The organism is Amycolatopsis sp. FU40 (assembly GCF_021903635.1).
GTDB lineage: Bacteria > Actinomycetota > Actinomycetes > Mycobacteriales > Pseudonocardiaceae > Amycolatopsis > Amycolatopsis dendrobii.
Map to the genome: position 1 here is coordinate 2317893 of NZ_CP091381.1, position 26637 is coordinate 2344529.

Genomic DNA, 26637 nt, shown 5'->3' on the forward strand with positions numbered 1-26637 from the left:
CCCCCCCAGTGCTCGCCGTGCGCACTAGATTGCCAGATTGTCCGACAATCGGGCAATACCCGACGCGCGCGAAAAAGTCCCGGCCGCAGTGCGCGGCCGGGACTCCGGAAGGAACTGTCTCAGCGACCCCTGAACCGTGCCGCCAGTGCCGCGATCGGCGACCGCCGGCCCCGCAGCGGCACCGCGCCGGAGGTGATGTCCGCCAGCAGCGTCGCCACGGTTTCCTTGGCGCACGTACGGTTCGCGCCGATTCCGCCCGACGGGCCGCGCTTGATCCAGCCCACCACGTACGCGCCGGTCCGGCCCTCGATCCGGCCCGCGGAGTTCGGGATCGTTCCGCTGGCGTCGTCGAACGGGAGCCCGGGCACCGGACGGCCGCGGTAGCCCACAGCGCGCACCACTTGACCCGCGGCGATCTCGACCGGTCCGGAAGGTCCGTCGACGCGCAGTCCGCGCACCTGCCGGTCGCCGGTGATCTCGACCGGGGCCGAGTGGAACCGCAGCACGATCCGGCGGGGGCCGTCCGCAGGAGGGGCGGTCCAGTCGACGGTTTCGCGGGCCAAGTCCTTCAGCAGCGCGGCTTTTCCGGCGCCCGCGTCGATCGCCGCGGCGGTGCGCGGGTCTTCGGTGTCGACGACGAGCGGCACGTTCGCCCGCTGCGCCAACGCGATCAGCTCGGGCGAGGTGTAAGCGGCGTCTTCCGGACCGCGTCGGGCCAGCAGCACTACCTCGCGAACCTTGCTGGAGCGCAACCGTTCCAGCGCGTGCGGGGAGATGGTCGTGCCGTCGAGCTCGTCCGGGTCGGCGGTGAGGATCCGGGCCACGTCCAGTGCGACGTTGCCGGTGCCGATCAGCACGACTCGCTCCGCGGACAGGTCGACCGCGTGCGCGGGGACGTCCGGATGGCCGTTGTACCAAGCCACGACTGTCGTCGCGGCGAGACTGCCGGGCAGTTCTTCGCCAGCGATGCCGAGGGTGCGGGCGGACGAAGCGCCGACCGCGTAGATCACCGCGTCGTGCCGTTCGGCCAGCTCGTCCACCGTCACGTGGCGGCCGACCTCGACGCCGAGCTTCAGCTTCAGCCGCGGGTGGTTGTGGAACCGGGAGAACGCCTCGCCGATCCGCTTGGTGTCCGGATGGTCCGGGGCGACGCCGAAGCGCACGAGGCCGCCCGCGACCGGCAGCCGGTCGATCAGCGTGACGTGCGCGTTGGTGTGCAGCAACAGGTCTTCCACCGCGTACATCCCGGCCGGGCCGGTGCCGACGACGGCCACGTCCGCGGGCTCGAGGTCGCTCGGGATCTCCCGGTCGAACGTCGGCGGGCCCCAGCGGTGGAAGTTCGGCGCGGGGTTCGCGGCGACCGGCGGGCGGTCGGCGAAGAAGTCCGCGTTGATCCCCGCGTAGACCTTCATCGAATCGGTCAGCAGGTCCACCGGGAAGATCGCGTCGACCGGGCACGCGTCGGCGCACGCGCCGCAGTCGATGCAGGACGCCGGGTCGACGTAGAGCATCTCGGTGGTGCCGAAGTCCGGTTCGTCCGGCGTCGGGTGGATGCAGTTGACCGGGCAGACCGACACGCACGTCGCGTCGTTGCAACAGGTCTGGGTGATCGCGAAGGCCATGTCAGATCAGATTCGCTCGCTTGTAGAACACCAGCGCCGGCTTCGTCAGCAGCCCGCACGAGCCGAGGAACTCCATCAGCCCGGCACAGCTCGACCGCATCATCGACTTGTGGTGCTCGTTGGCCTTCGCCTCGCGCAGCGCGCGCTCGGCGTCCAGCCCGGCGTTCTTGTACACGTCGCGGTTGACCATGCTGCTGACGATGAAGTACGACGCGATCGCGATCACCAGCGCGTTGAACTGGCGGCGCACGGCACCCGCGCCTTCCAGTTGCTCGCGGGTCTCCTCGCGGGCGAACTTCATGTGCCGCGACTCTTCCACGACGTGGATGTTGTTGATGGTGCGCACGAACGGGACCACGCGCTCGTCGCGCATCCAGTCGCGCTGCATCACGTCGAGAACCTCTTCGGCGACCAGGATCGCCGCGTACGCCGCTTCGCCGCCGGCGACCGCCTTGAAAACGCGGCCCAGTTCGACGGCGAGCTTGCGCGGCCGGTACGGGGGAGCGCCGAGCTTCTGCGCGCCGCGGGCGAACATGATCGAGTGGCGGCATTCGTCGGCGATCTCGGTGAGCGCCCACTGGAACGCCGGGTCGGTCGGGTCCTTGGCGTAGAAATCGCGCAGCACCATCTGCTGCAGGATCATTTCGAACCAGATCCCGGTGCTCGCGACCGACGCCGCCTCCTGGCGGGTCAGCTCCTTCTGCTGCTCCGGGGTCATCTCGGCCCAGTAGCTCGTGCCGTAGAGCGTGCTCCACTCCGGGCTGGCCCCGTGGAAGTCCTTGTCCAGCGGGGTTTCCCAGTCGACCTCGGTGGCCGGGTCGTAGGACAGGGTCGCGGAGGAGTCGAGCAGCCGCTGCGCGGTCTCGTGCCGGCCGGACTGGGCTGCTTCCGGTGCTCGCTGCACGTCTGCGCTGGTCATTCGGTCCTCCCTGAGCGACATTGGTTAGGCGTTACCGCGATTCACTGTTACCTAAGGTAACACCTATCTGGCCGTATCGCGAGAGGCGCCGGCGAACCGCGTGTCGTCCGTTTGGGCAATCGGGCCGGAAAGGGGCCGCTGACCTGGCAGGATGAGCCGCGAATGTCTTCCTGACCCCGGAGGAACAGCTGTCGTGACGCAACCGCCTTACCCCGGCGCGGAGCCGCCGCAGTACTCGCCGTTGCCGCCTGCCTACGGCGGGCAGCCCCCGTACAGCGGCCAGTTCCCGTCGCAGCCGGCTCCCGCGCCGACCGCGTGCTTCGGCGCCACCGCCATCGCCGCGGCGACGTTGTCCTCAGTGATCGGCCTGGTGGGCACGATCGGCTTCATCGTGGCGGTGGTCCGGATGATCGACAATCCGTCCTCGTCCAGGCTGCTTTCCAGCGGGATCGTGGGCGCTGCGTACCTGGCTGTCGCGGCACTGGCGGTGGCCGGCGCGATCGGGCTGTTCAAGCGTTCCCCGGCCGGCCGGATCTGCGTGCTCGTCGGAAGCGGCCTGGCGGTGCTGGACATCGTCGTCTTCATGATCGTCGGCCTCGGCTCCAGCTTCGTCCGCAAAAGCGCGCCGCCGACGCTGCAGATGACCTTCCCGAGCGGGTTCCTGTGGCTGATCGTCCCCGTGGCCGCACTGGTGCTGGCCGCGCATCGGGCGACCGGCGCGTGGCTGCTGCCGAAAACCCCGCCGACGCCGTACCACCCTGGCTGGTGAGCGGCCGCGACGAAATCCTCCGCACGCCGCGGCTTCGGTTGACCACGTGGCTGCCCGAGGACCTGGACGATCTCGCCGCACTGCACGCGGACCCGGAAGTCATGCGGCACATGACGACCGGCCCGCAGACCCGCGAGGCGACCCGGGAACGGCTGGAGCGGTTCATCGCCGAGCACCGGACGCGCGGCTGGTCGAAGTGGCGGGTCGAAGGTGCGTCGGGATTTCTCGGCCGGGCCGGGTTCGGTATCGCCCATCGCAGCGGACACCGGGAAGTCGGATATCTGCTGGCGCGGGCGGCGTGGGGCGCGGGCCTGGCCACGGAGCTGACGCAGGCGCTCCGGCGGTGGCATGAGGAGCATCCGGAGCCCGCTCTCGCCCCCGAGTTGCGGGCGTATGTGCTGCCCGGAAACGCGGCGAGTCGCCGGGTGCTGGAGAAAGCGGAATTCCGGATGGTCAGCGAGGAGGACTGTCAGCTCGTGTTCGAGTCAAGTGGTTCGTGCCGGAGGTGACCGGACGATGCTCGAAGCAAGAAAATTTCGGGACCGCTGAAAAGCGTCGTCGGTAAACCGGCCGATTGAAAATTGATTCCTTGCCCCTCATATTTGCTCTGAGCGGTGTGCGCCGTCCGACGGCGCACACCGCTACGGCAATCAGAAGTACTTGAACCATCCGAGGGTCGCCATGACAAAGGCGGTCGCCATCATGGATGCGTTAAGCCAGTGGGGATTGCGAGGCAAGGCGGTTACCTTTCTGGTGGTGCGTGAGGTGATGTCCGGAGGTGTTTGCCGCTGCGGCCGCGTCTTCGGACTGCGCCACCATGCCAGGCGAAATACATGTTGTCTAGATGTTCAGGCTACTGACTGCAGCTCGAGGGGTGTACGGAAACACTCGCGAGCAGCCATTTTTCAGCAGATTGCGGCACATGATCACACTTTAGCGTGATTATCTCGCAGAGTGTATCGGGTGTGATCCCCGGAACGGGTTGCGCCCGTTTTGTGAGCTACTTTCGCGTAAAGTTAATGCGGGCGGCGGGGTCCGCCGCGAGTGCGTCAGCGTCGCGGGCGGCGGGAACGAACGTGTGCGCGCCGTTGATATCGGCGAGATGGCGGGATATGCGAACTGTCGCGGCGTGTTCTTCCTTGCCTTCGAGAAGGCCGGCCGCGATTGTCCATGCGTCGCATGCCTTACCGGATTCGCCCTCGGCGTGGTAAATCTTTCCGAGTATTTCCAGTGCCAATGCGTGTTTGACTGGATTATGCGTCTTGTACGCGAGGGCGATCGCCTCGCGGGCATGCTGGATCGCTTCGTCCGGGTTCTCTTGTTCGTGTCGCAAGCGCGCGATCAAGAGCAGGACGCGCAAGCGCGCGTCGGCGTCGTGTGAGCGGGCGAGCAGCGTCCGGGCTTGGTCCGCGTGCTGTTGGGCCGCGGGGTGGTCGTCGCGGAGGCAGGCCAGATCGGCCAGTTCGACGTGCGCGGCGATCTGCCCGGGAAGGTCGCCCACCTGTTCTCGCAGCCGGAGAGCGCGTTCGAAATGCCCCTGTGCGGCCACGCGGTCGTGCATGGCGCGAAGCGTTTCGCCGAGCTGGTGGGCGATGCCTGCTTCCAGTCCCGGATCGTCCAGTTCGGACGCGAGGCGGTCGCAGCGCACGAGGAGGTCGAGCGCGGTGCTGAGCCGCTGGGTCTCGTGCTCCAGGCGGGCGACGTTGAGCTGGACCACGACGCGGAAGGCGGGGTTGTCGGATTCGCTGATGATGTCCAGCGCGCGGTACAGGTGGTCGCGGGCGTGGTCGTGCTCGCCCATCAGCATGAGGGTGTGTCCGAGATCGTTCAAAGTGCCCGCCTCTGCCTCGCGCTCGCCGCAGCGGGCGGCCGCGGCCGCGGCGATCTCCAGCCCGGCTCGGATAGCCGGGTAGCGCCCGTGCCGATCCCAGACGAAAAGCGTGGTGTGCGGCAGGGGCCAGGCATGGTCGTCCAGCCCGTGCTGGGTCGCATAGCGGAGGACTGAGGCGAGCGTCTCTGCCTCCCTCAGGCACCACTGCTCGGCTTCGTCGGCCGTGGCGTAGGTGAGCGGTTCGCACCCGGGCGCGACAGGCGGGAGCGGGGGGCCCGGGCGATGAGGGAAGACGAGCTCATGGGCGCGGGCCGCCGAATGCAGGTAGAAGCTGGCTATCCGGTGCCGTGCCGCACGGTGGTCCTGACCAGCGCACAGATGGGCGGCGTAGGCGTGGACGAGGTCGTGCAAGTGGAATCTGTCGATTTCCTCGCGTTGTTCGAGGAGGTGAGCGCTGTGGAGCGCGTCGAGATTGCGCCTCGTGGCGGCGACTGGCTCGCCGGTGCACGCGGCCGCCGCGTGCACGCCGATATCGGTGCCGGGGTGCAGTCCGAGCGCGCGGAAGGTGCGCTGAGCGCTGGGGGAGAGCGCTTCGTAGGAGCAGGCGAACGCGGCGGCCAGGCCGGCGGGAGGGGTATCGGCCTCGTGTTCCAGGAACAACAGTTCATCGTGGTCGCGCAGTTGGGTCGCCAATCCCCGCAGGGGCACGCCGGTCCGGCTCGCCGCGTGTTCGGCGATCAGGGCGAGCGCGAGCGGAAGGCCGCCGCAGCGGCGGGCCAGGTCGCGGACCGGGCCAGGCTCGTATTTGGCGCGGTCCCCGATGCGGGCTGACAGCAAAGCGGTGGCGGCGGGCAGCGGCAGCGGGTGGAGGGCCAGCGTCGCGAAGTGATACCGCGTGCTGGCCTTGCGCAGGCTGTTTCGGCTGGTGATCAGGACGACGCAGCTGGCGAACAGGTTCAGCAGCGGCTCGATCTGATCGGAATTGGCCGCGTTGTCCAGAATGACCAGGGCGGGTCGCTCGGCGAGCAGGGCGCGCAGCTGCTCGGTCCGGTTGCCGGTGCTGAACCGCTGGTCGGCGGACGGATCGAGCGCGGCGAGGAAGCGGTCGACCACCTCGGCGGGCGTCTGGGGGATGCCTGGTGCGAATCCGCGAAGATCAGTGAACAGCGTGCCGCACGGGAAGCGCTGGGCCGAGCGGTGAGCCCAGCGGACGGCGACGGTCGTCTTCCCGATCCCGGGCGGCCCGGTCAACAGGACCGCTGCGGGGGAGGGATCAGCCGCGGTGGTGCCGGTGATGGCGTCCAGGCGTCCGATCAGCGCGTCGCGGCCGATCAGGTTGGGGACGTCACGCGGCAGCTGGCGCGGCACGCGGGAGTGGCTGCTCGGTGGTGTGCCGGCGGAATGGGCGGTCGAGCGGGGTGCTGGCGCGGCGAGCGTGTCGTAGTGGCGTTTGAGCGCGTCCGCGGATTCGTCGTCGCCTTCGCGAAGCAGGCGCTGTCGCGTCGACACATAGTGCAGGTATGCGTCATCGCGGCGGCCTAGCCGGGTCATCAAGGTCAGTCGCCGCTGAGTGCCGCTCAGGGTGAAGCCGTGCTCGCGGTGAAGATCGTTGAGACGTCGCAACGCCATGTCGAACTGGCCGAGTTCGAGGTAGCTGTCGACGAGGAGATCATTGGCTGGCAGCCATTCGTCGGCGAGTACGGCACGCCGCCAGTTGTCGGCCCACGGGGAGTGCACGTCGGCGAGCGGAAGATCATTCCACAGCGCGATGGCCTGTTCGATGCAGGCGCACACTTTTTCATGATCGTTCTGCCGGGCGTGGCGGTGGGAATCGCTGATCGTTTCCCGTAGCCGGTAGTAGTCGATGAGGTTTTTGTCGGCGTGCAACTGGTAGCCGCCGTCGACGGTTTCCAGTCGGGCAGCGATGCCGGCGGCCTGCAGCGCGGCGCGGATCCGGGTGGTGTAGGTGTGCAGCGTGGACGCGGGATTCCGCGGCCGTCGCTCTTCCGGCCAGGCGCGTTCGGTGAGGGTCGAGGCGGGAATTCGCTGGCCCGCGTGCGCGAGGAGGACAGCCAGGACCGCACGTGCTTGCGGCCGTTCCCAATGCACGCTCATCCGGCCGTGCATTCGTAACGCGGTTTGCCCGAGAAATCCCATGACGACGGGTCGGTTCATGGCGCATCCCTCCCCAGGTGCCGCCTTCGCGGCGGCCCGCGCTCCCGTGCACGCAGTTTTCCACCTCAATACTTGTTTCGCCAATCGGTGTCGCTTCTGGCAAATATCTGTCACCTTCTCGCGGTGGCTGAAAGAGGATTTCCCCCTGCGCTGAAAGCGTCGTGAATGAAGCGCTGTCGACGATTTCCGTATTGGCCTCGGCCAGTCGAGCAGAACAGGAGGCGAGCCAGCGATGGGAATGCGGATTTCGGCGGCGCGGGAGGGAGCCCGATGAGCGGGAGTGCGTGGACGAGGGCTCCGGGGAACGCGGCGGCGGAGCGATGGGTGACCCGGGCGGGGTGCCGCACCGTCCTGGTTGTGGTGCCGCACATGACCGCGGGGACGCGACTGGTGGAAGTGCTTCCCCTGCTGCGTGCCGATCACCGGGTGCAGGTCCTGTTCACCGTCCCCGCGCTGGAGGACCGCTGGGACGGAACAGAGGAGTACGTCCGGGCCTGGGGCGGGCTGCTGCTGCCGTGGCACCAGGTGTTGCGGACGCGCTTCGACCTGGCGATGGCGGCGAGCTACCTCGAAATCGACAAGATCGCGGCTCCGGTCGTCGTGATGCCGCACGGCGTGAGCGGCCCCCGGTTCCGCCGGAGTCCGCTGCCGGCAGAGCGCGCGGCTCAGCCGTCTCTGGCCCATCCGCGGTATCGGCTGGTCCGGGACGGGCGAGTCGTTCCCGCGACAGTGCTGACGGCGCACGAACAGGACGCCCGCTGGCTGCGTCGCGAGTGCCCCGAGGCCGCTGACCGCGTTGTGGTGGCGGGCGACCTGTGCTTCGACCAGCTGCGAGCGAGCCTTTCCCTGCGCGACCGATATCGCGCCGCGCTCGACGTCCGGAGCGGACGGAAACTGGTCCTCGTCAGCTCGACCTGGTCCAGGCATTCGCTGTTCGGCAGCAACCCGCACCTGCTCGACCAGCTGACGGCACAGTTGCCGGCGAGGGACTACCAGGTCGTCGCGGCGCTGCACCCGCTGACGTGGTCGATACACGGTTCGTGGCAGATCCGCGCGTGGCTGGCCAAGGCGCTCGACGCCGGGCTGCGGCTGCTGCCGCCTGACGACGGCTGGCGGGCCGCGTTGGTGGCCGCGGATTACGTGATCGGCGATCACGGGTCGATCACCCAGTACGCTGCGGCCCTCGGCACGCCTGTGTTGCTGAACCCCGGCTCGGCTGAGGATGTGCGCGCGGGCAGCCTTGCCGCGTCGGTGTGGCGCCTTGCGCCGAAGCTGCGTCCGGACCTGCTTGTCGACGTGCAGTTGCGCGCGCTCGCGGCTGGACGGCCGGAAGACTGGGTCGGCGACATCGCGGCACGGATCACCTCACTGCCCGGCCGCGCGGGCGCGCTCTTGCGGCGGGAGATGTACCGGGTGCTCGGTATTCCAGAACCGCCGCACGAGGTGCAGGTGTCTCCGGTACCTTTGCCTCGCCGCGTCGCCGTTGAGGGATTTGTCGGGGGACCGCCATGACACAGTGGCGAACGGTCAGTACCGCACCCGGTGTGTGGGACGTGTCGTGGGTTGACTCCGTCGGCGGGCGCGACCACGTGCTTGTCGCCAGCGTGGAATCCGCGCCGACGTCGTGGCTGAACCGCTCGGACGTCGTCTTCGCGTCGGAACGCACGTCGAGGGCGTTGGCCTGGGCTGCGGTGGACGAGATACTGGCGCGGCTGCCGGGCTGCACCGCCGCGGTGGCGGTCGCGCGAGCGGGAGAACACGTATTGAAGACGCGCCGGGGAACAACGGCGGTGCTGCTCGGCTGCCGCGACTTCCCCTCCCGTCGGCCTCCCGCTCGGCCCTACGCCTCGCCGTGCCCGGGCTTCTGCTTGCCGGCGGCGATCGCGGCGATGCGGGCCGACACTCGCTCGGCTTTCGGGTCCTCCGCGACGGCGTAGGTCGCCAGCGCTTGCTCGAGGTGCAGGCGTGCGCTCTCGACGTGGTCCGCGGCCAGGTCCGCTTCGGCGAGAGCTTCAAGCGCTTCGGCTTGGTACGCCGCTGCCCCATGCTGGCCGAGGAGATCTGCCGCTTCGCGCAGGAGCGAACACGCCGCGGTCGAGTCCCCGAGCCGCAGGTGCTGGTCGCCGAGCCGGGTCATGGCTCGGCCGCGCAGCACTTCGTCGCCGATCTCGCGCGCGATCTCAGCCGACCGTTCGAAGTGCTCTACCGCTTCGGCTGGGCGGTCGAGGTCGCGACACGCTTCCCCGAGTCGACGTCGGTGGAGAGCGATGCTGCGTGGTTGGCGCAGTTCTTCCGCGATCGCGAGGGCTCGAGCGTAGTGTTCGTAAGCTTCCCGAGGGGATCCGGTGCTATGCGCGACGACTCCCAGGTGCTCCCAAGCGCGAGCTTGGGCCACGCTGTCGTCGATGGCGAGAGCCACCTTCAGCGATGCGGTGAAGTGGTCTTTGGCGGCGTCGTAACGTCCGGTGTTCAGATGGGCGTAGCCGAGCTGAACCTCCAGTCGCGCCTCGGCGCGGCGGTTGCCGCAGCGCCGGGCGGCGTCGACGCCCCAGCTGTGCGTGCGTTGCCACTGGCGATAGTGCTTGCGGTGGAGAAAAAGCCCCCACAGTCCTTCGCAGAACTGCCACACCAGCTCAGGCCAGACTTGGTCGGCCGCGACTCGCATGGCGGCCACGATGTTCGCCAGCTCCCGCTCCAGCCAGTCCAGCGCGGCCGTGGCGTCCGGCGGCGCGGGAATGCTGCGGATTCGCTCGTAGCCCGGGCTGATCCTGGCGCGCAGTGGGGTGATCACCAGATCGGCGGCCAGTACGCGGTCGAGGTACCACGTGATCATGCGGTGCACCGCGGCGGTTCTCGACGATTCGCTCTCCTGCGTTTCTGCCTGCTGCCGCGCGTGCACCCGCGCGAGGTCGTGGAAACGGTACCGATCCGGGCCGGCGTCGGTGAGCAGGCTCGCGTCGACCAGCGCATCGAGGGCGTCCTCGACGTCGGCGGCCGGGCGGTCGACGGCGGCCGCCGCAACCTCGGCTCCGAAGTCCGGGCCGGGATGCAGTCCGGACAACCGGTAGACGAGCGCGATGTCCGGTGCCAGCTCGTCCGCCGAGAGGTCGAAGCTGGCCTGCACAACAGCTTCGTCGGCCACCGCGAGCGCGGACAACCGGCGTCGTTCGTCGGCGAGCGCGCCGACCAGCCGGGAGATCGGCCATCGCGGCCGGGTGGAGAGCCGGGCGGCCGCCACGCATACCGCGATCGGCAGTCCGCCGCACAGCTCCACCAGCTGCTGAGCAGGCTCAGGTTCGGTCTTGACCCGGTCGATGCCGATCGCGCGGCGGAGCAGTTCCAGCGCCGAGACAGAGCTGAGCGGCTCCACGAGTAGCACGCGCGCCCCGTCCATCGCGAGCGCGCCCAGCCGCCAGCGGCTGGTCACCACCACCACGCTGTGGGGAGAAGCCGGGACCAATGGCCGGACCTGAGCCGCCGAGTCGGCATCGTCCGCGAGCACCGCCAGTTTCAGCCCGGCCGTCACCGAACGGTAGAGCGCGGTCTGCGCGGCCAGCTCCGCCGGGATTTGCGCGGAGGGCACGCCGAGCGCACGGAGGAACTGACTCAGTACTTCGTCGGGGGAGGCGGGCTCCTCGGCGCCGAACGCACCGAGATCGGCGTAGAGCTGCCCGTCCGGGAAACGGTCGGCATGGCCTGCTATCCATCGCGACGCCAGTGCCGTTTTCCCCACTCCGCCCGAGCCTGCGATCACGGCGACGCGAGGCCCTTGCCGCTGCTGATCGCCGATCAGGCGGTCGAGTTCGGCCAGTTCCCGCTCCCGATCGGTGAACGACGCGGAGACTGGAAGCAATTGCCGCGGAACAGTGCGTCTCTCGCGCCGAGAATGCACATGGACGTCGCCGTGGACCACGCCGGCCTGCACCACCGGCCCGGACACTTCGGCGGCGATCAGGTTTTCGTGTCTGTCACCAGTCCCCATCAGTCGCGCCCCCCCGACCCGTCATTTTTCCTTGTGCGCGGGTGCTGGGGTAGCGCTTGAACGGGGTCGATGTGGTGATCCTGGTCAACTCAAACGCGGTCGTCGGCGCGGGCGGGTTGTTACTGGATAGCCCGTTCGGATCAATTTCGGAGGCCTTGCCCCTCGAGTATCGGCCGGTCAGTCGCTCCCGGACCGGCGCAGCCGGGGCAGCACCGCCAGCCACAGCAGCACCGTCGCGACGCCGTATGCCGCTGCCATGGTCAGGCTCATCGACAACGGCGTCGTCCCGCCTAGCGACACCAGCGGCGCGACAACCGGCCCGACCGCGAACGACGACGTCCCGAGCAGCGCCGCCGCGGTTCCGGCCCGCTGGCCGTGGTTCGCGAGGGCGAGCGCGTTGCCGTTCGCCTGCGTGGTCCCGCCCGCGAACATCAACAGCGCCAACGGAATCAGCAACGCCGCCAGCCCGGCCCCGAACGCCACGGCGGCGAGCATCGCCACTGCCGCCGCCGCGGTGAAGGTCGTGCCCAGCACGTACATCCGGACCGGTCCCACGCGTCGAACCGCTGCCCGGTTCACCTGCGCGCCGAGCACCGACATCACTGCGTTCGCGGCGAAACAGGCGCTGAACAGCTGCGGCGACAACGAGAATCCGTCCTGGAGCACGAAACTGATCGACGCCAGGTAGGTGAAGAACGCCGCTCCGCCGCAGGTGCTCACCAGCAGGAAACCCAGGAACAGCGGGTCTTTCAGCAATATCCGGAACTCGCCGCGGCCCTTGCGCGGATGTCGTGCCTCGGGCGGCAGGCTCTCCGGCAGCGCGGTCGCGGCGACGAGCAGCAACGCCGCCCCGATGCCGGCCAGGACGCCGAAAATGCCGCGCCACCCGATGACGGCCGCCAGCTGTCCGCCGATCACCGGAGCGACGATCGGGGCCAGCGCCCCGACGGTGGTCAGCAAGGCCAGCAGCCGCACCAGTTCCACGCCCTCGGCGAGGTCCCGCGCGACGGCCAGCGACAGCACGATTCCGGCGGAACCGCACAGGCCTTGGAGGAACCTCGCGGCGAGCAGCACCTCGATCGACGGCGCGAACGCGCACACCGCCGAGAGAACGGTGAACAGCCCGATCCCGGCCAGCAGCGGACGGCGCCGGCCGAACCGGTCGCTCAGCGGGCCTACGACCAGCTGGCCGAAGGCGAGGCCGAGCATGCAGACCGACATGGTCGCCTGCGCGAGGCTCTGCCCGGCCCGGAGGTCGTCAGCGAGCTGGGGGAGCGCCGGCAGGTACAGGTCCATGGAGATCGGGCCGAAGACCTCCAGCAGCCCCAGCACGACTGCCATCCGGAGCGCGCCTGGCCGTTTTTCCGGCAACGCCGGCTCGACCAGGCGCGCTTCGGTCTGGAGTCGCTTCATCCGGCACGCAGGATCCGGCGCAGCCACGAAAGCCGGGTCGCGACCGCGGAGCGGGAGACTTCCGCGTCGGGGGAGAAACCGGCGAACCCGTGGTAGCCGCCCGCCCAGACGTGCAGTTCCGCCTGCCCGCCGGTCGCCCAGATCCGCAGGGCGTACTCGGTCGTTTCGTCGCGGAAGATCTCCGCGGCGCCGACGTCGAGATACGCGGGCGGGAGGCCGGACAGATCGGTCATCCGGGCCGGGACCGCGTACGGCGAGGCCGCGTCGGTGCCGCGCGCCGGGCCGAGCAGCGCGTCCCAGCCGGTGTCGTTGTTGTTGCGGTCCCAGGCGCCGATTCCGTTGTACTGCCGGGTCGACACGGACTCGTTGCGGTCGTCGAGCATCGGGCACGCCAGCAGCTGTCCGGCGATGGCCGGGCCGTTGCGGTCCCGGGCCAGCAGGGCGACACCCGCGGCCAACCCGCCGCCCGCGCTGGCGCCGGTGACGACGATGCGCGACGGATCGATGCCGAGTTCGTCGGCGTGCTCGACTGTCCACACCAGACCGGCGTAGCAGTCCTCGACGGCGGCCGGGGCCGGGTTTTCCGGAGCCAGCCGGTATTCCACCGAGATGCCGACCGCGCCGAACAGCAGGACGTCGTCGATCAGGCCGTCGAGACCGAAGAATCGGTTGCCCAGCACCATTCCGCCGCCGTGGATGCTGTACAGGGCGGGCGCGTCGGCGACGCCCGACGCGGGGCGGACGACGGTGAGCACGATGTCCGGCGCGCCTTCGGGGCCGGGGACGGTGTGCTCGGCCAGTTCGACCGGGCGGTCGCCGACGATCTGCTCGGCGGGCGGGATGATCGTGGCGAAATGCGCGCGGTTGGCCAGGATCGTGTCCGCGCGCAGCGGGATCCGCTCGACCAGGTCGAGGAACGCGGCGAGGCCGGGCTCCAGTTCCGGGTCGTAGGGCACTGGCGGGACGCTCATTTGCCTGCCTTCCCGAAGATCCGGCGCAGCCAGGAGTTCCGGGTTTCGAGGGCGGCCTTGCTGATCGGCCAGTCCGGCACGTACATGTCGAACCCGTGGAAGGCGCCCGCCCAGACGTGCAGTTCGGCCTGTCCGCCGGTCGCCCAGATCCGCAGTGCGTACTCGGTGTCCTCGTCGCGGAACGGTTCCGCGCTGCCGACCTCGATGAACGCCGGCGGCAAACCGGACAGGTCGCTCGCCCGCGCCGGGGCGGCGTAGGGGGAGACGTCGTCGGTGCCGACCGCGTCGCCAAGGAGCGACTGCCAGCCCGCAAGGTTCGACTCGCGGGTCCACGTGCCCAACCCTGGGTACTGCTGGCTCGCGACGGTCGTGTTGCGGTCGTCGATCATCGGGCACAGCAGGAGCTGGCCCGCGATGGCCGGGCCCTTCCGGTCGCGCGCGAGCAGCGAGACCGCCGCGGCGAGACCGCCGCCCGCGCTGCCGCCCATCACCACGACGCGCGACGGGTCGATGCCGAGTTCGTCGGCGTGCTCGACTGTCCACACGAGACCGGCGTAGCAGTCCTCGACCGGCGCGGGGTGCGGGTGCTCGGGGGCCAGCCGGTATTCGACGTTCACCGCGACGACGTTCAGCTCCAGCACCAGAGCCAGCAACCGGCCCACGTCCATGTTGCGATGGCCGACCATCATGCCGCCGCCGTGGATGTTGTAGAGGGCGGGCAGCGCGCCGTCGTTCTCGTGCGGGGACAGGATGGTGATTTCCAGGTCCGGCGCGCCTTCCGGGCCGGGGATGGTCTGTTCGACGACGGTCACCGGAGCGTCGCCGACGACTTCCGCGGCGGACGGGAACATCTCGGCCATCGCGCGGCGCAGGCCGGGGATCGTCTCCGGGGTGAACGGCGGCGCGTCGGCCGGGACGATCTCGGCGAGCGCGGGCTCGATCTCCGGGTCGAACGGGACGGGGGGATAGGTCAAGGCAGCCTCCTCGGGCTGGGCGGGCGAATTCTGCGGCGGCGCGGATCGCGGCGGCGCGGGCGGTGCCGGGTGCGGTGCGGGAGGGGAACCCTGCGGGAATCTGGTTCCGGCAGGATTCCCCTCCCGGACGTGAACGGGCGTCAGGGGCCTTCGGGATCGACGGCGTCGCGGTCGGCCCAGAACGGCTCCACCAGCGCGCGGATCTGCTCGGCCCCGACCTTCTCGACCAGCTCGACCGCGGCGAGGTTGTCCTCCAGCTGCTCCATCCGGGTCGCGCCGAAGAGCGTCGTGACGTTCGCCGGATGCGTCAGCGTGAACGCGACCGCGAGCCGCGCCGCGCTCGTGCCGAGTTCCTGTGCGGCCCGCACGACCTTGGGCGCGTCGCGGGTGATCCGCTTGCGGACGTCGCCGGGGTCGCGGCCGATCTCGCGGGTCAGCTTGGTGCGCCCGGCGAGGATGCCGCCTTCGAGGACATCCGAGGCCTGCATGACGAAACCGTCGGCGAACAGCCGGGCGAACGGCTCGCCGTCCGGAATGGACCGGCGGCCGATGCTGTACTTCAGCTGCGCGATCTGCGGACCCGGCACCTGCAGCGCTTCGGCGATTTCGCGCAGCCGCGCGATGTTCCCGGCCGACCAGTTGTTGACGCCCCACGCCCGGATCAGCCCGGAGCGGGTGAGCCCGGCGAGGTCCTCGACCAGATCCTCCAGCGCGACGTCGTCGCGGCGCAGGTCGCCGAGGATCACCAGGTCCGCGACGTCGAACCCGCCGCGCAGGAACGCGTTTTCCAGCTGCGGCCGGAATCCCTGGTCGCCGAAGCCTTCGATCCACAGCTTCGCCGAGACGAGGTAGTCCTCGCGCGGGATGCGGGCGGCTCGGATGATCGCGCTCCAGAGCACGTCGGTGAAGACCGGCGGGTGGCCGGGCATGCCGTAGACGCCGACGTCGAACAGGTTCACGCCGGCCTCGACCGCGGCGCGGATCATCGCGACCGAGTCGGCGAAGTCCATCCGGTCGTAGGTGTGCCACGAACCGAGCGAGAGCAGCGAAACGTCCAACCCGGACGTGCCGACCTTGCGGCGGGGCAGGGGCGAGGATGCGGACACGAGACCTCCTTGGCTCGTAAGGGAATCGGGATCAGGGGAGACGGGGGTCGACGACGGCTTTCGTTTCGTCCAGCCGGTGCATGGCCTCGATCCGCTCGCTCGCGCCGGAGAGCCCGACCGGCGAGCCGAACAGCCGGTCCCACGGCATCCGGGCGGCGAAGGAACCGAAGAACTCGATCGCGTGGTGGTAGTCGGCGATGTCGCCGTTGAGCGAACCGACGACGGTCAGTTCCTTGCCCATCACCGTGCCGAGCGGGACCGGCGTCGGCTCCGGCCCGGTGCTGCCGACGATCACGACCCGCCCGCGCTGCGCCGCCATCGCGACCGCCTCGCGGCCGATCGACGGCGCGCCGGCGAAGTCCAGCACGAGATCGCCGCCGTGGCCGCCGGTCAGTTCGGTGACGCGCTCGACGATCGAGTCCGAACCGCCCGCGACGTCGACCACGTCGTCGGCTCCGAATTCCTTCGCCAGCTCCAGCCGCGAGGCGGGCGCGCCGACGGTGATGACGCTGCCCGCTCCGCTCAGGTGCGCGACCGCGGTCGCGAACAGGCCCAGCGCGCCGGATCCCTGCACCACCACGCGAGATCCGGGCCGGACGCCGCCGACCCGGTCGAACGCGCGCAGCACGGTCTTCGCCGCGCATCCGGCCATCGCGGCCCAGGTGTCGGGCACCTCGGCGGGCAGCAGCAGCTTCGCCGCGCCCGGGACGACGTAGGCGTATTCGCACAGCCCGGCAGTCGCGAACGGCGCGACGTCAGAGCGCTGCAGGAAGCCGTAGCCGCGCCGCGAGCACGCGACCGGTTCGCGCAGCACGGTGCAGCCGTAACACTCGCCGCACGTGGATTCCGACCACCCGATCCGCGCGCCGGCAGCGATCTCGCGACCGAGCGCGTCGCGCGTGTCCGGTCCGGCCGCCACCACTTCGCCGACCATTTCGTGGCCGAGCACCATCGGCAGCATGCCCGGGAAACTCATCTTCCCGGACCAGATCTCCACGTCCGTGCCGCACAGCGTCGCGCACGAGACGCGGACCAGCGCCGCGCCTGCTTCGAGCTCGGCGGGCAGCGGGAGTTCGGTCAGCTCCAGCGGCGCGCCGTGCTCGGTCAGCACCGCGGCGCGGGTGGAAGTCGGGACGGTCATGGGAAACCTTTCCGGGGACTGGCGGGCCCTGCGGGGCCGTGTGATGGGTTAGTCTACGGACGTCGACAAAAATGTCGAGTCCCCGAATCCCTCCAGGAGCGCCTGTGCCGACCTCAGTTGCGGACCTCGTCTTGCGGGCAGCAGCGGTGCACACCATGGCCGGTGCCGCGCCCGCGACCGCGCTGGCCGTGCGGGACGGACGCGTGCTGCGCGCCGGAACCGACGCCGACCTGCGGGAGCTGATCGGCCCCGGCACGCGGGTGCTCGACCTCGGCGACCGCGCGGTGCTGCCGGGCATCAACGACGCGCACCTGCACGCCACGTGGCTGGGAGCGCTGTGGCCGGACACCCTGTTCGCCGACGACGGCGCGCCGGGACCTGGTCCGGAAAAGCCGCTGCGCACCGCTGCCGAACGCCGGGCGGCCATCCTCCGCGCGGGCGAAATCCTTGCCGCGCTGGGCATCACGAGCTACACCGAACCCGGCCTCGGCCCGGGGGAGGACGACGGGCACATCGGCGCGTTCGGCATGTCCGTCGTCGAGCAGTACCGGGAACTGGCCGCCGAAGGACTGCTGCGGGCACGGGTGACCGCGCTTTGGCTGTACGGCGAACTCGACGGCCCGAGCACCCTGGACGGCTTCCGCGCCGGACTGGCCACAGTGGACGGACCCGGTCCGGACCCGCGCCGGCTGAACTTCCGCGGCGTCAAGATCTTCGCCGACGGCATCCCGCCGATGCGCTCGGCCTACACGCACCACTGCTACGCCGACGGCAGCCACGCCCACCTGCTCGTCGGCGGCGCGGACGACCCGGAACGCGAGGAGAACTTCACCCGGATGGTCCGCACCGCGCACGAGGCCGGACTGCAGGTCGGCGTGCACGCGACCGGCGACCGGGCGATCGAGCTGATGCTGGACGCCGTCGAACGGGCCAGGGAGGAACGCGACGCCGACCTCGGCCACTACGTCATCCACGGCGACCTGGTCAACGCGGCGCAGCTGAAGCGGATGGCCCGGCTGGGGGTCGGGCTGTCCGCCCAGGCCGGGATCGCGGTCCGCACCGCCGGAGTGGTCGACGCGGCGCTGGGGGAGGGCAGTTCGGACGCCGCGTGGCCGCTGCGAGAGGCGCTGGACGCCGGGATCCCGTTGTGCCTGACCTCGGACGCGCCGGTGCTGCCGCCGGACTGGCGCAAGGAAATCGCCGCCGCGGACCAGTGGATGGGGCCGGCCGAGGACGTGCGGCAGCGGATGGAAACGCTGCTGCGCTGCTACACCGTGCACCCGGCTCGGCAGGACGGTGCGGCTTCGTGGAAAGGCACGCTCGCGCCGGGGATGGCGGCTGATCTGTGCGTGCTGTCCGCGGATCCGTTCACGGTGACCCCGGCCGAGCTGCCCGAGGTCGAGGTCGACCTGACTGTCCTCGATGGACAGATCGTGTTCGAGCGTTCGCCCGGAACGATCGCCTGACGTCGGTGAAGGGCCCCTTGAGGGAATCTGATTCCTTCAAGGGGCCCTTCACCGACGGCTGGCTCAGGTGAGCAGCTGGCCGCCGTCCACCGGGAGGCTGGTGCCGGTGATGTGGGCGGCGGCCGGGCTCGCCAGGAACACCACGGCCGCGGCGACGTCCTCGACCGCCGCCATCCGGCCGTCCGGGATCCGCGCCACCCACGCGTCGTGCGCGGGCGATCCGGGCGGCATCGCGGCGGCGAGCATCGGCGTCGCGACCGGGCCGGGGGCGACCGCGTTGACCCGGATCTTGTGCTCCGCCAGCTCGATCGCCGCCCAGCGCGTCAAAGCGTCGACGGCCGCTTTGCTGCTTTCGTAGCCGCCCATTCCCGGCGTGGGCTGCCGCCCGCCGATCGAGGACAGGTTCACCACGACCCCGGGCTCGCCGCGGTGGACCATCCGGCGGGCGACCAGCTGCGTCATCAGGAAAGTGCCGTGCACATTGGTCGAGAGGATGCGCAGCAGATCCGCGCCGGGCAGGTCCAGCAGCCTGCCGTGGACGCTGAGCAGACCGGCGTTGTTGACCAGGACGTCGACCGGGCCGACCTCGTCGAGCGCGGCGGAGATCGCCGTCTCGTCGGTGATGTCGAGCCGGATTCCGCGCCCGCCAACCGGTTTGGCGGCTTCTTCGGCGCCGTCGAGGTCGGCGAGCACCACGGAATCGCCGGCCTGGGCGAAGGCGGCGCCGATCGCGGCGCCGATGCCGCCGGCACCTCCGGTGATCAGCACGGTACGGGCAGCGGGCATCGTCGTTTCCTTTCGCCGGGAGCGAGGTTCGCGGGCTTATAGTATACAAGCGTAGAAAATAAATCCCTTGAATCGCAGGAGGAATCGTGGCGACGGATCGACCTGGACTGGGCCCGGCGTTCCCGCGCGTGCCGGCGTTGTCGCTCGGCTCGTGGAACACCTGGGACCGGATGGAGTTCGGCGACGCGGTGGCGCTGATCGCCCGCGCGGCCGAACTGGGGCACGCCTTCTTCGACGTCGCGCACTACGACATGGGCCCGCACGCCGAGGGTTCCACGACCGATCAGATCTTCGGCCGCGCGGTGCGCGAGGCCGGGCTCGCCCGCGAAGATTGGCTCTACTGCGGGAAGCTCTGGCTCTGGGACTACCCGAACGTCGGCTTCGCGCAGCAGATGAACACCTCGCTGGAACGCGTCGGCGTCGAGTCGGCCGATCTGGTCGTGGTCGGCGACTACTTCGGCGAAGTCGACCTCGAGCGGGTCGTCGCGGACGTCGCCGAGCAGATCGAAGCCGGCCGGTTCCGCGCGTGGGGTGTGAACAATTGGCGCATTGACGATCTGCGCAAAGCTTTTGACATCGCGCGCAAACGTGGTTTGGCGCCGCCGGTTTTCGCGCAGCTCAAGTACGGGCTCGCGCGGCGGTCGATGGCCGAGGGCGAGTACTACGCGCCACTGTTCGCTTCCGGAGAGCTGACTTTGCAGGCGTCGGACATTTTCGAAGGCGGGCTGCTTGTCGGGAATCTGAAGCCGAATCGCAAGATCGGCGCGGACGTCGGCGGCATCCGGGAGAAGATCGCCGCCGCTTGGCCTGCGGTGCAACGGATCGCGAGCGAACTGGACGCTTCGCCCGCGCAGCTGGGAATTGCCTTCTGCCTGGCCAATCCCGCGACCGCGAACGTCCTCGTGGGCGTATCGCGGCGGGCGCAGCTGGAGGACAATGCGGGCGCGATCGCCTTGCTGGGGCGCGTCGGCGCGGACCGGATTCGCGAGCTGACCAAGGAGCTGTGGCTCGATCGCGAGGTCGCCGCCGACGGAACCTGGTGAAGGGGCTGGTGTTTTTTGTCGACGTGCGTAGACTAAAGCTCCCCGGGGTGCCCGGAGAGGCACCCCCGACGCCGTGAGGAGCCGCCACATGACGAAACCAGCGCCGGACCGCATCGTCGACATCGCCATCGGGTACATGGGCGCGAAGCAGTTGTTCGCCGCCTCGCGGATCGGCCTGTTCCGCGCGCTCGCCGACGGTCCGCGAACGGCGCCGGAACTCGCCGCCGCCACGGGCACGGGCGAGCAGCTGACCCGGATCCTGGCCGACGCGATGAACGCGCGCGGTCTGCTGGAGCGCACCGACGGCCGCTACTCGCTGGCCGAGGACGCGCAGGAGTACCTGGGCGGGAACGGCGCTACGGATCTGGCGCCGTTCCTGACCTTCCTCAACGAAATCAGCTACGGCCACTGGCTCCAGTTCGACGCCACTGTGGACAGTGGCAAACCGGGCGACCTCCAGATGGACGAGGGCCGCTGGGCGACGTTCATGGCGGGCGTGATGCGCTACAACTCGCTGCACGCGTCGATGCTCGCGCGCGCATTCGATTTCTCGCCGTACCGCTCGATGCTCGATCTGGGCGGATTGTCGCCGGAATTCGCGATCGGCGCGTTGCGGGCGAATCCCGCACTGACCGCTCGCTTCGTTTTCGGACCCGAGTCCACGCAAGGGATCACCGACGCGGTGAATGCGGCCGGGTGCGCGGATCGCATCAGCATCGATCCCGCGCCGACCGAATCCGCGGAACCGGGCGGTGAGCACGATCTGGTGATGGTGAACCACGTTGTGCACCGGTTCACCGCGGAGCAGAACCGGAAAATCCTGGCCAACGCCCGCGCCGCCGCCGGAGACGGAGCGACGTTGCTGCTGCTGGACTTCTTCCTCGACGACGACGAACGGCAGCGTCCGATCGACGCGCTGCACGCGGGGGAGTACTTCGTGATCGACGGAACCGTCGTCTATCCGGAGGCGGAAGTCCGCGAATGGCTGGACGGTGCAGGATGGCGCGTATGCGATGTCCTCGCACTGCCGGGAAGCCCGCGCGTTCTGGTCGCCGACGCCGTCTGAAAACGGCATCGGGGCCGGGAGGTAACAAACGCATCCGGCCCGTTGATTTTTTAGCCGACAATCGTAGACTATCCCGCACCACGGCGAGCCGGGCCGCACTCGAAGGCCCGCCGTTCCCGGCGGGGCGCCGAGCGATCCCGCCGGCGGTCCAGCACCCTGAGAGAGGGACTCAATGACGAGGACAAGGACAGCGGCGTTGTTCGCGGCAGCCGCCGCGGCGCTGCTCGCGATCGCCGGATGCACCGGCTCGGGCGCCGCCGGGGCGGGCGCGGGCACCGACGAGCTGAAGGCGGGCGTGTTCCTCGACGTGACGTCGTGGGACCCGGCCAACGCCGACATCGGCTTCGACGGCCCGTACCTGTCCGCGGTCTACGACCCGCTGGTCGCCTTGGACAAGGACGCCAAGCCGATCCCGGCGCTCGCGAAGTCGTGGGACTGGTCGGCCGACCGGCTGACCCTGACCATGCACCTGCGCGACGACGTCGCGTTCGACGACGGCCAGAAGTTCGACTCCGCCGCGGCGGTGGAGAACCTCAACCACCTGAAGTCCGGCACCCGGTCCGGGCAGGCCTACATCGACGTGAAGAGCGTCGAGGCGACGGACGCCTCGACGGTCGTGCTCCATCTGTCCGAACGCGACGACGCGCTGCTGTACTTCATGGGTCTCGGGCGCAGCTGGATGGCCTCGCCCAAGGCGATCAAGGCCAACTCGCTCGCCAACGGCCCGGACGGCTCCGGCCCGTACACCTTCGACAAGGCGTCTTCGCAGCCGCAGTCGCAGTACGTCTTCAAGAAGCGCGCGAAGCACTGGGACAGCGCCACCTACCCGTTCCCGACGGTGCGGCTGTTCCCGATCACCGACCAGGCGGCGAGCTTCAACGCGATGCTTTCCGGCCAGCTGAACGTCCAGTTCGCCAACGCGGCCAACCTGCCGAAGGCACAGCAGAACGGCTGGAACGTCGCCAAGAAGCCGGCGTCGTGGGTGGGCGTGCAGTTCGCCGACCGCACCGGAAGCCAGGTGAAGGCGCTCGGCGACCAGCGCGTGCGGCAGGCGATCTCCTACGCGTTCGACGCGGCGGGGATCCTGAAGGCGGTCGGCAACGACGCCGGCACGGTCACCGACCAGCTGTGGCCGAGTGGCAGCCAGGTGTACGACCCGGCGGGCAACGGCAAGTACAAGACTGACCTCGCGAAGGCCAAGCAGCTGCTGGCCGAGGCGGGCTATCCGAACGGGTTCAGCCTGAAGATGCCCATGTCCACGATCTTCCAGGCGTGGCAGCCCGCCGCCGAGCAGACCTTCGGGCAGCTGGGCATCAAGGTCGACTGGCAGAACATGTCGATGCCGGACTACCAGAAGAACGCGCCGACGTACCCGATGTTCCTCGCGGTGATCGCGATGGACGGCAACGACATGGCCACGCTGACCGACCAGGTCACGTCGAAGCAGTGGTACAACCCCAATCCGTCGGTGGACGCCTTCCCGGAGGTGAAGGCGCTCGTGCAGAAGGCGGAACAGGCCCAGCCCGGCCCGGCGCAGACCGCGGCGCTCAAGGAGCTGAACACGAAGCTCGTGGACCTCGCCTGGTGGAACGTCTGGTACCAGGCCGACAACCTCTACTTCAGCGTCAAGGGCATCACCGTCACGCCGATCACCGGCATGATGTTCCCGACGCTGCGGTTCATCCAGCGCGGCTGACGCGCCCGTCGTCCCGGGGCGGGTCTGTCCTCTGTGGAGGGACCCGCCCCGGGAAGGAGCCGGAACATGCTCACATTCATCGTCAAACGCCTGGTGTCCGGGATCCTGTTGCTCGTGCTCGTCACGAGCGGCACGTTCTTCCTGGCGCACACGGCGGTGGGGGACCCGACCGCCGGGCTGCTCGGCAACAGCGCGACCCCCGCGCAGCAGGCGGCGCTGCGCGCCCAGATCGGGTACGACCGGCCGCTGCTCGTCCAGTTCTGGGACTGGCTGTCGCACGCGGCCACCGGCGATTTCGGGACTTCCTGGCGGAATTTCCAGCCGGTCGGCGAGCAGATCGCGCTGCGGGTGCCGGTGACGCTGTCGGTCGTCATCGCCGCCACGCTGCTCGCCGCGATCCTCGGTGTGCTCGTCGGGGTCATCTGCGGCCTGCGTCCCGGCGGCGTCGTCGACCGCGTGCTGAAGCTCGCGTCGGTGGTGCTGTTCGCGCTGCCCGGGTTCTGGGTCAGCCTCGTGCTCGTCACCTGGTTCGCGATCCAGCTGCAGTGGTTCCCCGCGGTCGGCTACGTGTCGCCGGACCAGTCGGTGACCGGCTGGCTGCGCTCGATCGCACTGCCGTCGATCTCGCTGTCGCTCGGCGCGATCGTGATGATCGCCGAACAACTGCGCAACGGCTTCCTCCAGGTCGCCAACCAGGACTTCGTGCGCACGCTGCGGGCGCGCGGCCTGTCGTCGCGCCGGGTCACGACGCACGTGCTGCGCAACGCCTCGCCGTCCGCGCTGACCGTGCTGGCGCTGATGTTCGTCGGCCTGCTCGGCGGCGCGGTGGTCGTGGAGATCGTGTTCAACCTGCCGGGGATCGGCAGCCTGACGCAGTCGGCGTCGCAGATCGGGGACATCCCGGTGCTGCTCGGCCTGACCGCGGTGACCGTCGTGTTCGTCGTGATCGTCAACTTCCTGCTCGACCTCGTGCTCGGGTGGGTCAACCCGAAGGTGCGCGACCGATGACCGCTGCCCCGTTCCCCGCCACGCTCGCCCCGGTGAAGCGGATCTCGCTGACGCGCCGGTACTTCCGCCGCCCGGTCGGCGTGGTCGCGCTGGTCGTGTTCGCGATCGTCGTGCTGGCCGCGGTGTTCGCGCCGTGGCTGGCCCCGTACGACCCGAACCACGTCGACTTCGTGCTGACCCACGCCGAACCCGGCAACGGGCACCTGCTCGGCGGCGACTCCGCCGGACGCGACATCTTCAGCCGCCTGCTCTACGGCGCGCGGACCACGCTGTACGGCGGCGTGATCACCTGCGTCACCGGAATCGTGCTCGGCGTCCCGACCGGCGTGGTCGCCGGGTACTTCGGCGGCGCGACCGACCGGATCTGCTCGTGGATCAGCGACGCGCTGCAGTCGGTGCCCGGGATGATCGTGCTGCTGGTCGTCGCGGCCGGGACCGGCCAGGATTTCACCGTGCTGATGATCGCGCTCGGCGTGTTTCTCGCGCCCGGGTACTACCGGATCACCCGCGCCCGTGCGCTGACGGTGCGCCGGGAGCCGTACATCGACGCCGCGCGCGTGGCCGGGGTCGGCACGCTGCGGATCCTGCGCACGCACCTGCTGCGCGCGGTGTACGCGCCGATCATCGTGCAGACCGCGCTCACCGCCGGGCTCGCCATCGGCATGCAGGCCGGTCTGCAGTTCCTCGGCATCGGTTCGGCGTCGACGCCCAGCTGGGGCCAGACGATGAACGACGGCTTCCTGAACATGCTGACGTACCCGCTGATCCTGCTGTGGCCGTCGATCGCGCTGGGCGTGACCATCGCCGCGCTGGCCTTCATAGGCTCGACGCTCGCCGACTTGGTCAGCGTCCGCGCCGAACAGCCGACGCGGCGCGGCCGGGCTCGGGTGCGGGAAGCGCTCGCGGCTCCTGCGCCGGATGCTTTGGGCGACAGCGGGTCTTCGGGCGCGCACGAGCACGCGGCGGCGGATTGCGCGCTGCGGATCGAGAACCTGCGCGTCGGCTACGCGACGGACAAGGGCGTCAAAGAGGTCGTGCGCGGGGTGTCACTGGACGCGGCTCCCGGCGAGGTGCTCGGGATCGTCGGCGAATCCGGATCCGGCAAGACGCAGACGGTGTTCTCGGTGCTCGATCTCCTGCCGCCCGGCGGAACCGCGGTCGCCGACGCGATCTGGGTCGGCGGGCGCGAGGTCGGGAACGCGGCGGAGCGGGCGAAACTGCTCGGCCGCGAGATCGGGTACGTGCCGCAGGAGCCGATGACGAACCTCGACCCGTGCTACCTGATCGGGCACCAGCTCGTCGAGCCGCTGCGCCGCGTCCACGGGCTGGACAAGGCCGCGGCGAAGGCACGGGCGCGCGAGGTGCTGTTGCAGGTCGGCCTCACCGACCCGGACCGCGTGATGGCGAGCTACCCGCACCAGATTTCCGGCGGCATGGCGCAGCGCGTGCTGATCGCCGGCGCGGTGGCCGGGCGGCCGTCGCTGCTGGTCGCCGACGAACCGACGACCGCGCTGGACGTGACGGTGCAGGCCGAGGTGCTGGAGCTGCTGCGCGAGCTGCAGGCCGAGTACGGGATGGCGCTGGTGATCGTGACGCACAACTTCGGCGTCGTCGCGGACATCTGCGACCGCGTCGTGGTGATGAAGGACGGCCGGATCGTGGAAACCGGTCCGGTGGAACGGATCTTCCGCGCGCCCGAGGACCCCTACACCGCCGAGCTGATCAGCGCGTCGCTGGACGACACCGAAGGACGGGAAGAGTTGGACGAAGCCTGGGAACGGCGCGGCCTCGCCCACGCGGCCGGAGAGGAGGCCGGACGATGACCGCTCCGCTGCTCGCGATCGAGGACCTCGTGGTCGACTACCGGCTCAGCCGCCGGGTGCGCTTCCGGGCCCTGAAAGGGATCTCGCTCGACGTCAAGCCAGGCGAATGCGTCGGGCTGGTCGGCGAAAGCGGGTCGGGGAAGTCCACTTTGGGCAAAGCCGTCCTTGGCCTCGCCGCGCCGGAGTCCGGCCGGATCACCTTCGACGGCGAGGACATCACCCACGCTCGCGGTGCCGTGCGGCGTCGGCTGGCGAGCGACATCCAGGTGGTGTTCCAGGATCCGTACGGTTCGCTGGACCCGACGATGACGGTCGGCGAAGTCCTCGCGGAACCGCTGGTGGTGGCGGGAACCTCGCGCGCGGACGCCCGGACGGCGGTCGCCGGCATGCTCGACCGCGTGCGCCTGCCAGCGGACGCCGTGCACCGGTATCCCGGGGAGTTCTCCGGCGGGCAGCGGCAGCGGATCGCGATCGCGCGGGCGCTGGTCCGGCGGCCGCGGCTGATCGTGTGCGACGAGCCGGTGAGCGCGCTCGACCTGACCACGCAGGCGACGATCCTCGACCTGTTCCTGGAACTGCAGCGCGAAACCGGGGTGTCGTACCTGTTCGTGTCGCACGACTTGGGTGTGGTGCACCGGATCTGCCACCGGGTCTCGGTGCTGTACCGGGGAGAGATCGTGGAGTCCGGCCCGACCGCCGCGGTCACCCGGGCGCCGGAGCATCCGTACACGCAGCGGCTGCTGCTGGCCGCTCCGGTGGCGGACCCGGCCCGGCAGGCGGAACGCCGGGCCGCCCGGCTCGGGCTCGGGTGACGACTCCGGGGCCCGCCGCCCCGAATCGGCACCC

General features: G+C 69.9%; 20 protein-coding genes. 10 read left to right on the forward strand and 10 right to left on the reverse strand.

Annotated features, from left to right (window positions below):
• Positions 1-119: 119 nt before the first annotated feature.
• Both L3Q65_RS11580 and L3Q65_RS11585 read right to left on the reverse strand, forming a co-directional pair.
• Positions 120-1622 (reverse strand): FAD-dependent oxidoreductase, encoded by a 1503-nt coding sequence (locus L3Q65_RS11580; protein WP_182896264.1) that lies wholly within the window; start codon positions 1620-1622, stop codon positions 120-122.
• 1 nt (position 1623) lies between these two features.
• Positions 1624-2541: a diiron oxygenase gene (locus tag L3Q65_RS11585; protein ID WP_182896263.1), complete on the reverse strand. Its 918-nt coding sequence runs from the start codon at positions 2539-2541 to the stop codon at positions 1624-1626.
• A 193-nt stretch (positions 2542-2734) separates the two neighbouring features.
• Here L3Q65_RS11585 and L3Q65_RS11590 point away from each other — a divergent pair, with 193 nt between their 5' ends.
• Positions 2735-3310, forward strand: a complete 576-nt coding sequence (locus L3Q65_RS11590) for a hypothetical protein (RefSeq protein ID WP_182896262.1) — start codon at positions 2735-2737, stop codon at positions 3308-3310.
• Positions 3307-3819: a GNAT family N-acetyltransferase gene (locus L3Q65_RS11595; protein WP_237599613.1), complete on the forward strand. Its 513-nt coding sequence runs from the start codon at positions 3307-3309 to the stop codon at positions 3817-3819. The genes L3Q65_RS11590 and L3Q65_RS11595 overlap by 4 nt, the downstream gene beginning before the upstream one ends.
• Positions 3820-4310: 491 nt before the next feature.
• On the opposite strand, the gene L3Q65_RS11600 is transcribed toward L3Q65_RS11595, so the two are convergent.
• The gene (locus L3Q65_RS11600; protein ID WP_237599614.1) at positions 4311-7028 is read right to left on the reverse strand and encodes a tetratricopeptide repeat protein; all 2718 of its coding nucleotides are present in this window, start codon (positions 7026-7028) and stop codon (positions 4311-4313) included.
• A 558-nt stretch (positions 7029-7586) separates the two neighbouring features.
• On the opposite strand from L3Q65_RS11600, the gene L3Q65_RS11605 reads away from it, so the two are divergent.
• A complete protein-coding gene (locus tag L3Q65_RS11605; RefSeq protein ID WP_182896259.1) occupies positions 7587-8828 on the forward strand; it encodes a hypothetical protein in 1242 nt (413 codons plus the stop codon).
• A gap of 328 nt (positions 8829-9156) precedes the next feature.
• On the opposite strand, the gene L3Q65_RS11610 is transcribed toward L3Q65_RS11605, so the two are convergent.
• The 6 genes from L3Q65_RS11610 to L3Q65_RS11635 all read right to left on the reverse strand — a co-directional run bounded on the left by L3Q65_RS11610 (position 9157) and on the right by L3Q65_RS11635 (position 16903).
• Positions 9157-11298, reverse strand: a complete 2142-nt coding sequence (locus L3Q65_RS11610; protein WP_182896258.1) for a tetratricopeptide repeat protein — start codon at positions 11296-11298, stop codon at positions 9157-9159.
• Positions 11299-11475: 177 nt separating this feature from the next.
• Entirely contained in the window at positions 11476-12711 is a 1236-nt protein-coding gene (locus L3Q65_RS11615) for a multidrug effflux MFS transporter (RefSeq protein WP_182896257.1), read from the reverse strand.
• A complete protein-coding gene (locus L3Q65_RS11620; RefSeq protein WP_182896256.1) occupies positions 12708-13682 on the reverse strand; it encodes an alpha/beta hydrolase fold domain-containing protein in 975 nt (324 codons plus the stop codon). Before L3Q65_RS11620 ends, L3Q65_RS11615 begins: the two co-directional genes overlap by 4 nt.
• Positions 13679-14656 carry an alpha/beta hydrolase gene (locus L3Q65_RS11625; protein ID WP_237599615.1) on the reverse strand — a complete coding sequence of 326 codons (978 nt, stop codon included), beginning with the start codon at positions 14654-14656 and terminating at the stop codon, positions 13679-13681. The genes L3Q65_RS11620 and L3Q65_RS11625 overlap by 4 nt, the downstream gene beginning before the upstream one ends.
• Before the next feature lie 140 nt (positions 14657-14796).
• Entirely contained in the window at positions 14797-15762 is a 966-nt protein-coding gene (locus tag L3Q65_RS11630) for an aldo/keto reductase (RefSeq protein WP_182896254.1), read from the reverse strand.
• A gap of 31 nt (positions 15763-15793) precedes the next feature.
• Complete coding sequence (locus L3Q65_RS11635; RefSeq protein ID WP_237599616.1) at positions 15794-16903, reverse strand: zinc-binding dehydrogenase; 1110 nt, start codon at positions 16901-16903, stop codon at positions 15794-15796.
• 104 nt (positions 16904-17007) lie between these two features.
• On the opposite strand from L3Q65_RS11635, the gene L3Q65_RS11640 reads away from it, so the two are divergent.
• Positions 17008-18369, forward strand: a complete 1362-nt coding sequence (locus L3Q65_RS11640) for an amidohydrolase (protein WP_237599617.1) — start codon at positions 17008-17010, stop codon at positions 18367-18369.
• 63 nt (positions 18370-18432) lie between these two features.
• On the opposite strand, the gene L3Q65_RS11645 is transcribed toward L3Q65_RS11640, so the two are convergent.
• A complete protein-coding gene (locus L3Q65_RS11645; protein WP_182896251.1) occupies positions 18433-19155 on the reverse strand; it encodes an SDR family NAD(P)-dependent oxidoreductase in 723 nt (240 codons plus the stop codon).
• 86 nt (positions 19156-19241) lie between these two features.
• Between L3Q65_RS11645 and L3Q65_RS11650 the strand changes: the two genes are divergently transcribed.
• The 6 genes from L3Q65_RS11650 to L3Q65_RS11675 all read left to right on the forward strand — a co-directional run bounded on the left by L3Q65_RS11650 (position 19242) and on the right by L3Q65_RS11675 (position 26603).
• Positions 19242-20198 (forward strand): aldo/keto reductase, encoded by a 957-nt coding sequence (locus L3Q65_RS11650; RefSeq protein ID WP_182896250.1) that lies wholly within the window; start codon positions 19242-19244, stop codon positions 20196-20198.
• An 88-nt stretch (positions 20199-20286) separates the two neighbouring features.
• Positions 20287-21264, forward strand: a complete 978-nt coding sequence (locus L3Q65_RS11655) for a methyltransferase dimerization domain-containing protein (protein ID WP_237599618.1) — start codon at positions 20287-20289, stop codon at positions 21262-21264.
• Positions 21265-21436: 172 nt separating this feature from the next.
• A complete protein-coding gene (locus L3Q65_RS11660; RefSeq protein WP_182896248.1) occupies positions 21437-22960 on the forward strand; it encodes an ABC transporter substrate-binding protein in 1524 nt (507 codons plus the stop codon).
• A 66-nt stretch (positions 22961-23026) separates the two neighbouring features.
• Positions 23027-23968 (forward strand): ABC transporter permease, encoded by a 942-nt coding sequence (locus L3Q65_RS11665; RefSeq protein ID WP_182896247.1) that lies wholly within the window; start codon positions 23027-23029, stop codon positions 23966-23968.
• Entirely contained in the window at positions 23965-25791 is a 1827-nt protein-coding gene (locus L3Q65_RS11670) for a dipeptide/oligopeptide/nickel ABC transporter permease/ATP-binding protein (protein WP_237599619.1), read from the forward strand. The genes L3Q65_RS11665 and L3Q65_RS11670 overlap by 4 nt, the downstream gene beginning before the upstream one ends.
• Positions 25788-26603, forward strand: a complete 816-nt coding sequence (locus tag L3Q65_RS11675; protein WP_237599620.1) for an ABC transporter ATP-binding protein — start codon at positions 25788-25790, stop codon at positions 26601-26603. Before L3Q65_RS11670 ends, L3Q65_RS11675 begins: the two co-directional genes overlap by 4 nt.
• The last annotated feature ends 34 nt before the right edge of the window (positions 26604-26637 follow it).

What these genes read in the sequence shown, in the direction of transcription:
- L3Q65_RS11580 (WP_182896264.1), bottom strand. Translation starts at nt 1,622, where the DNA reads ATGGCCTTCGCGATCACCCAGACCTGTTGCAACGACGCGACGTGCGTG.
- L3Q65_RS11585 (WP_182896263.1), bottom strand. Translation starts at nt 2,541, where the DNA reads ATGACCAGCGCAGACGTGCAGCGAGCACCGGAAGCAGCCCAGTCCGGC.
- L3Q65_RS11605 (WP_182896259.1), top strand. Translation starts at nt 7,587, where the DNA reads ATGAGCGGGAGTGCGTGGACGAGGGCTCCGGGGAACGCGGCGGCGGAG.
- L3Q65_RS11610 (WP_182896258.1), bottom strand. Translation starts at nt 11,298, where the DNA reads ATGGGGACTGGTGACAGACACGAAAACCTGATCGCCGCCGAAGTGTCC.
- L3Q65_RS11615 (WP_182896257.1), bottom strand. Translation starts at nt 12,711, where the DNA reads ATGAAGCGACTCCAGACCGAAGCGCGCCTGGTCGAGCCGGCGTTGCCG.
- L3Q65_RS11620 (WP_182896256.1), bottom strand. Translation starts at nt 13,682, where the DNA reads ATGAGCGTCCCGCCAGTGCCCTACGACCCGGAACTGGAGCCCGGCCTC.
- L3Q65_RS11635 (WP_237599616.1), bottom strand. Translation starts at nt 16,903, where the DNA reads ATGACCGTCCCGACTTCCACCCGCGCCGCGGTGCTGACCGAGCACGGC.
- L3Q65_RS11645 (WP_182896251.1), bottom strand. Translation starts at nt 19,155, where the DNA reads ATGCCCGCTGCCCGTACCGTGCTGATCACCGGAGGTGCCGGCGGCATC.
- L3Q65_RS11655 (WP_237599618.1), top strand. Translation starts at nt 20,287, where the DNA reads ATGACGAAACCAGCGCCGGACCGCATCGTCGACATCGCCATCGGGTAC.
- L3Q65_RS11660 (WP_182896248.1), top strand. Translation starts at nt 21,437, where the DNA reads ATGACGAGGACAAGGACAGCGGCGTTGTTCGCGGCAGCCGCCGCGGCG.
- L3Q65_RS11665 (WP_182896247.1), top strand. Translation starts at nt 23,027, where the DNA reads ATGCTCACATTCATCGTCAAACGCCTGGTGTCCGGGATCCTGTTGCTC.
- L3Q65_RS11670 (WP_237599619.1), top strand. Translation starts at nt 23,965, where the DNA reads ATGACCGCTGCCCCGTTCCCCGCCACGCTCGCCCCGGTGAAGCGGATC.
- L3Q65_RS11675 (WP_237599620.1), top strand. Translation starts at nt 25,788, where the DNA reads ATGACCGCTCCGCTGCTCGCGATCGAGGACCTCGTGGTCGACTACCGG.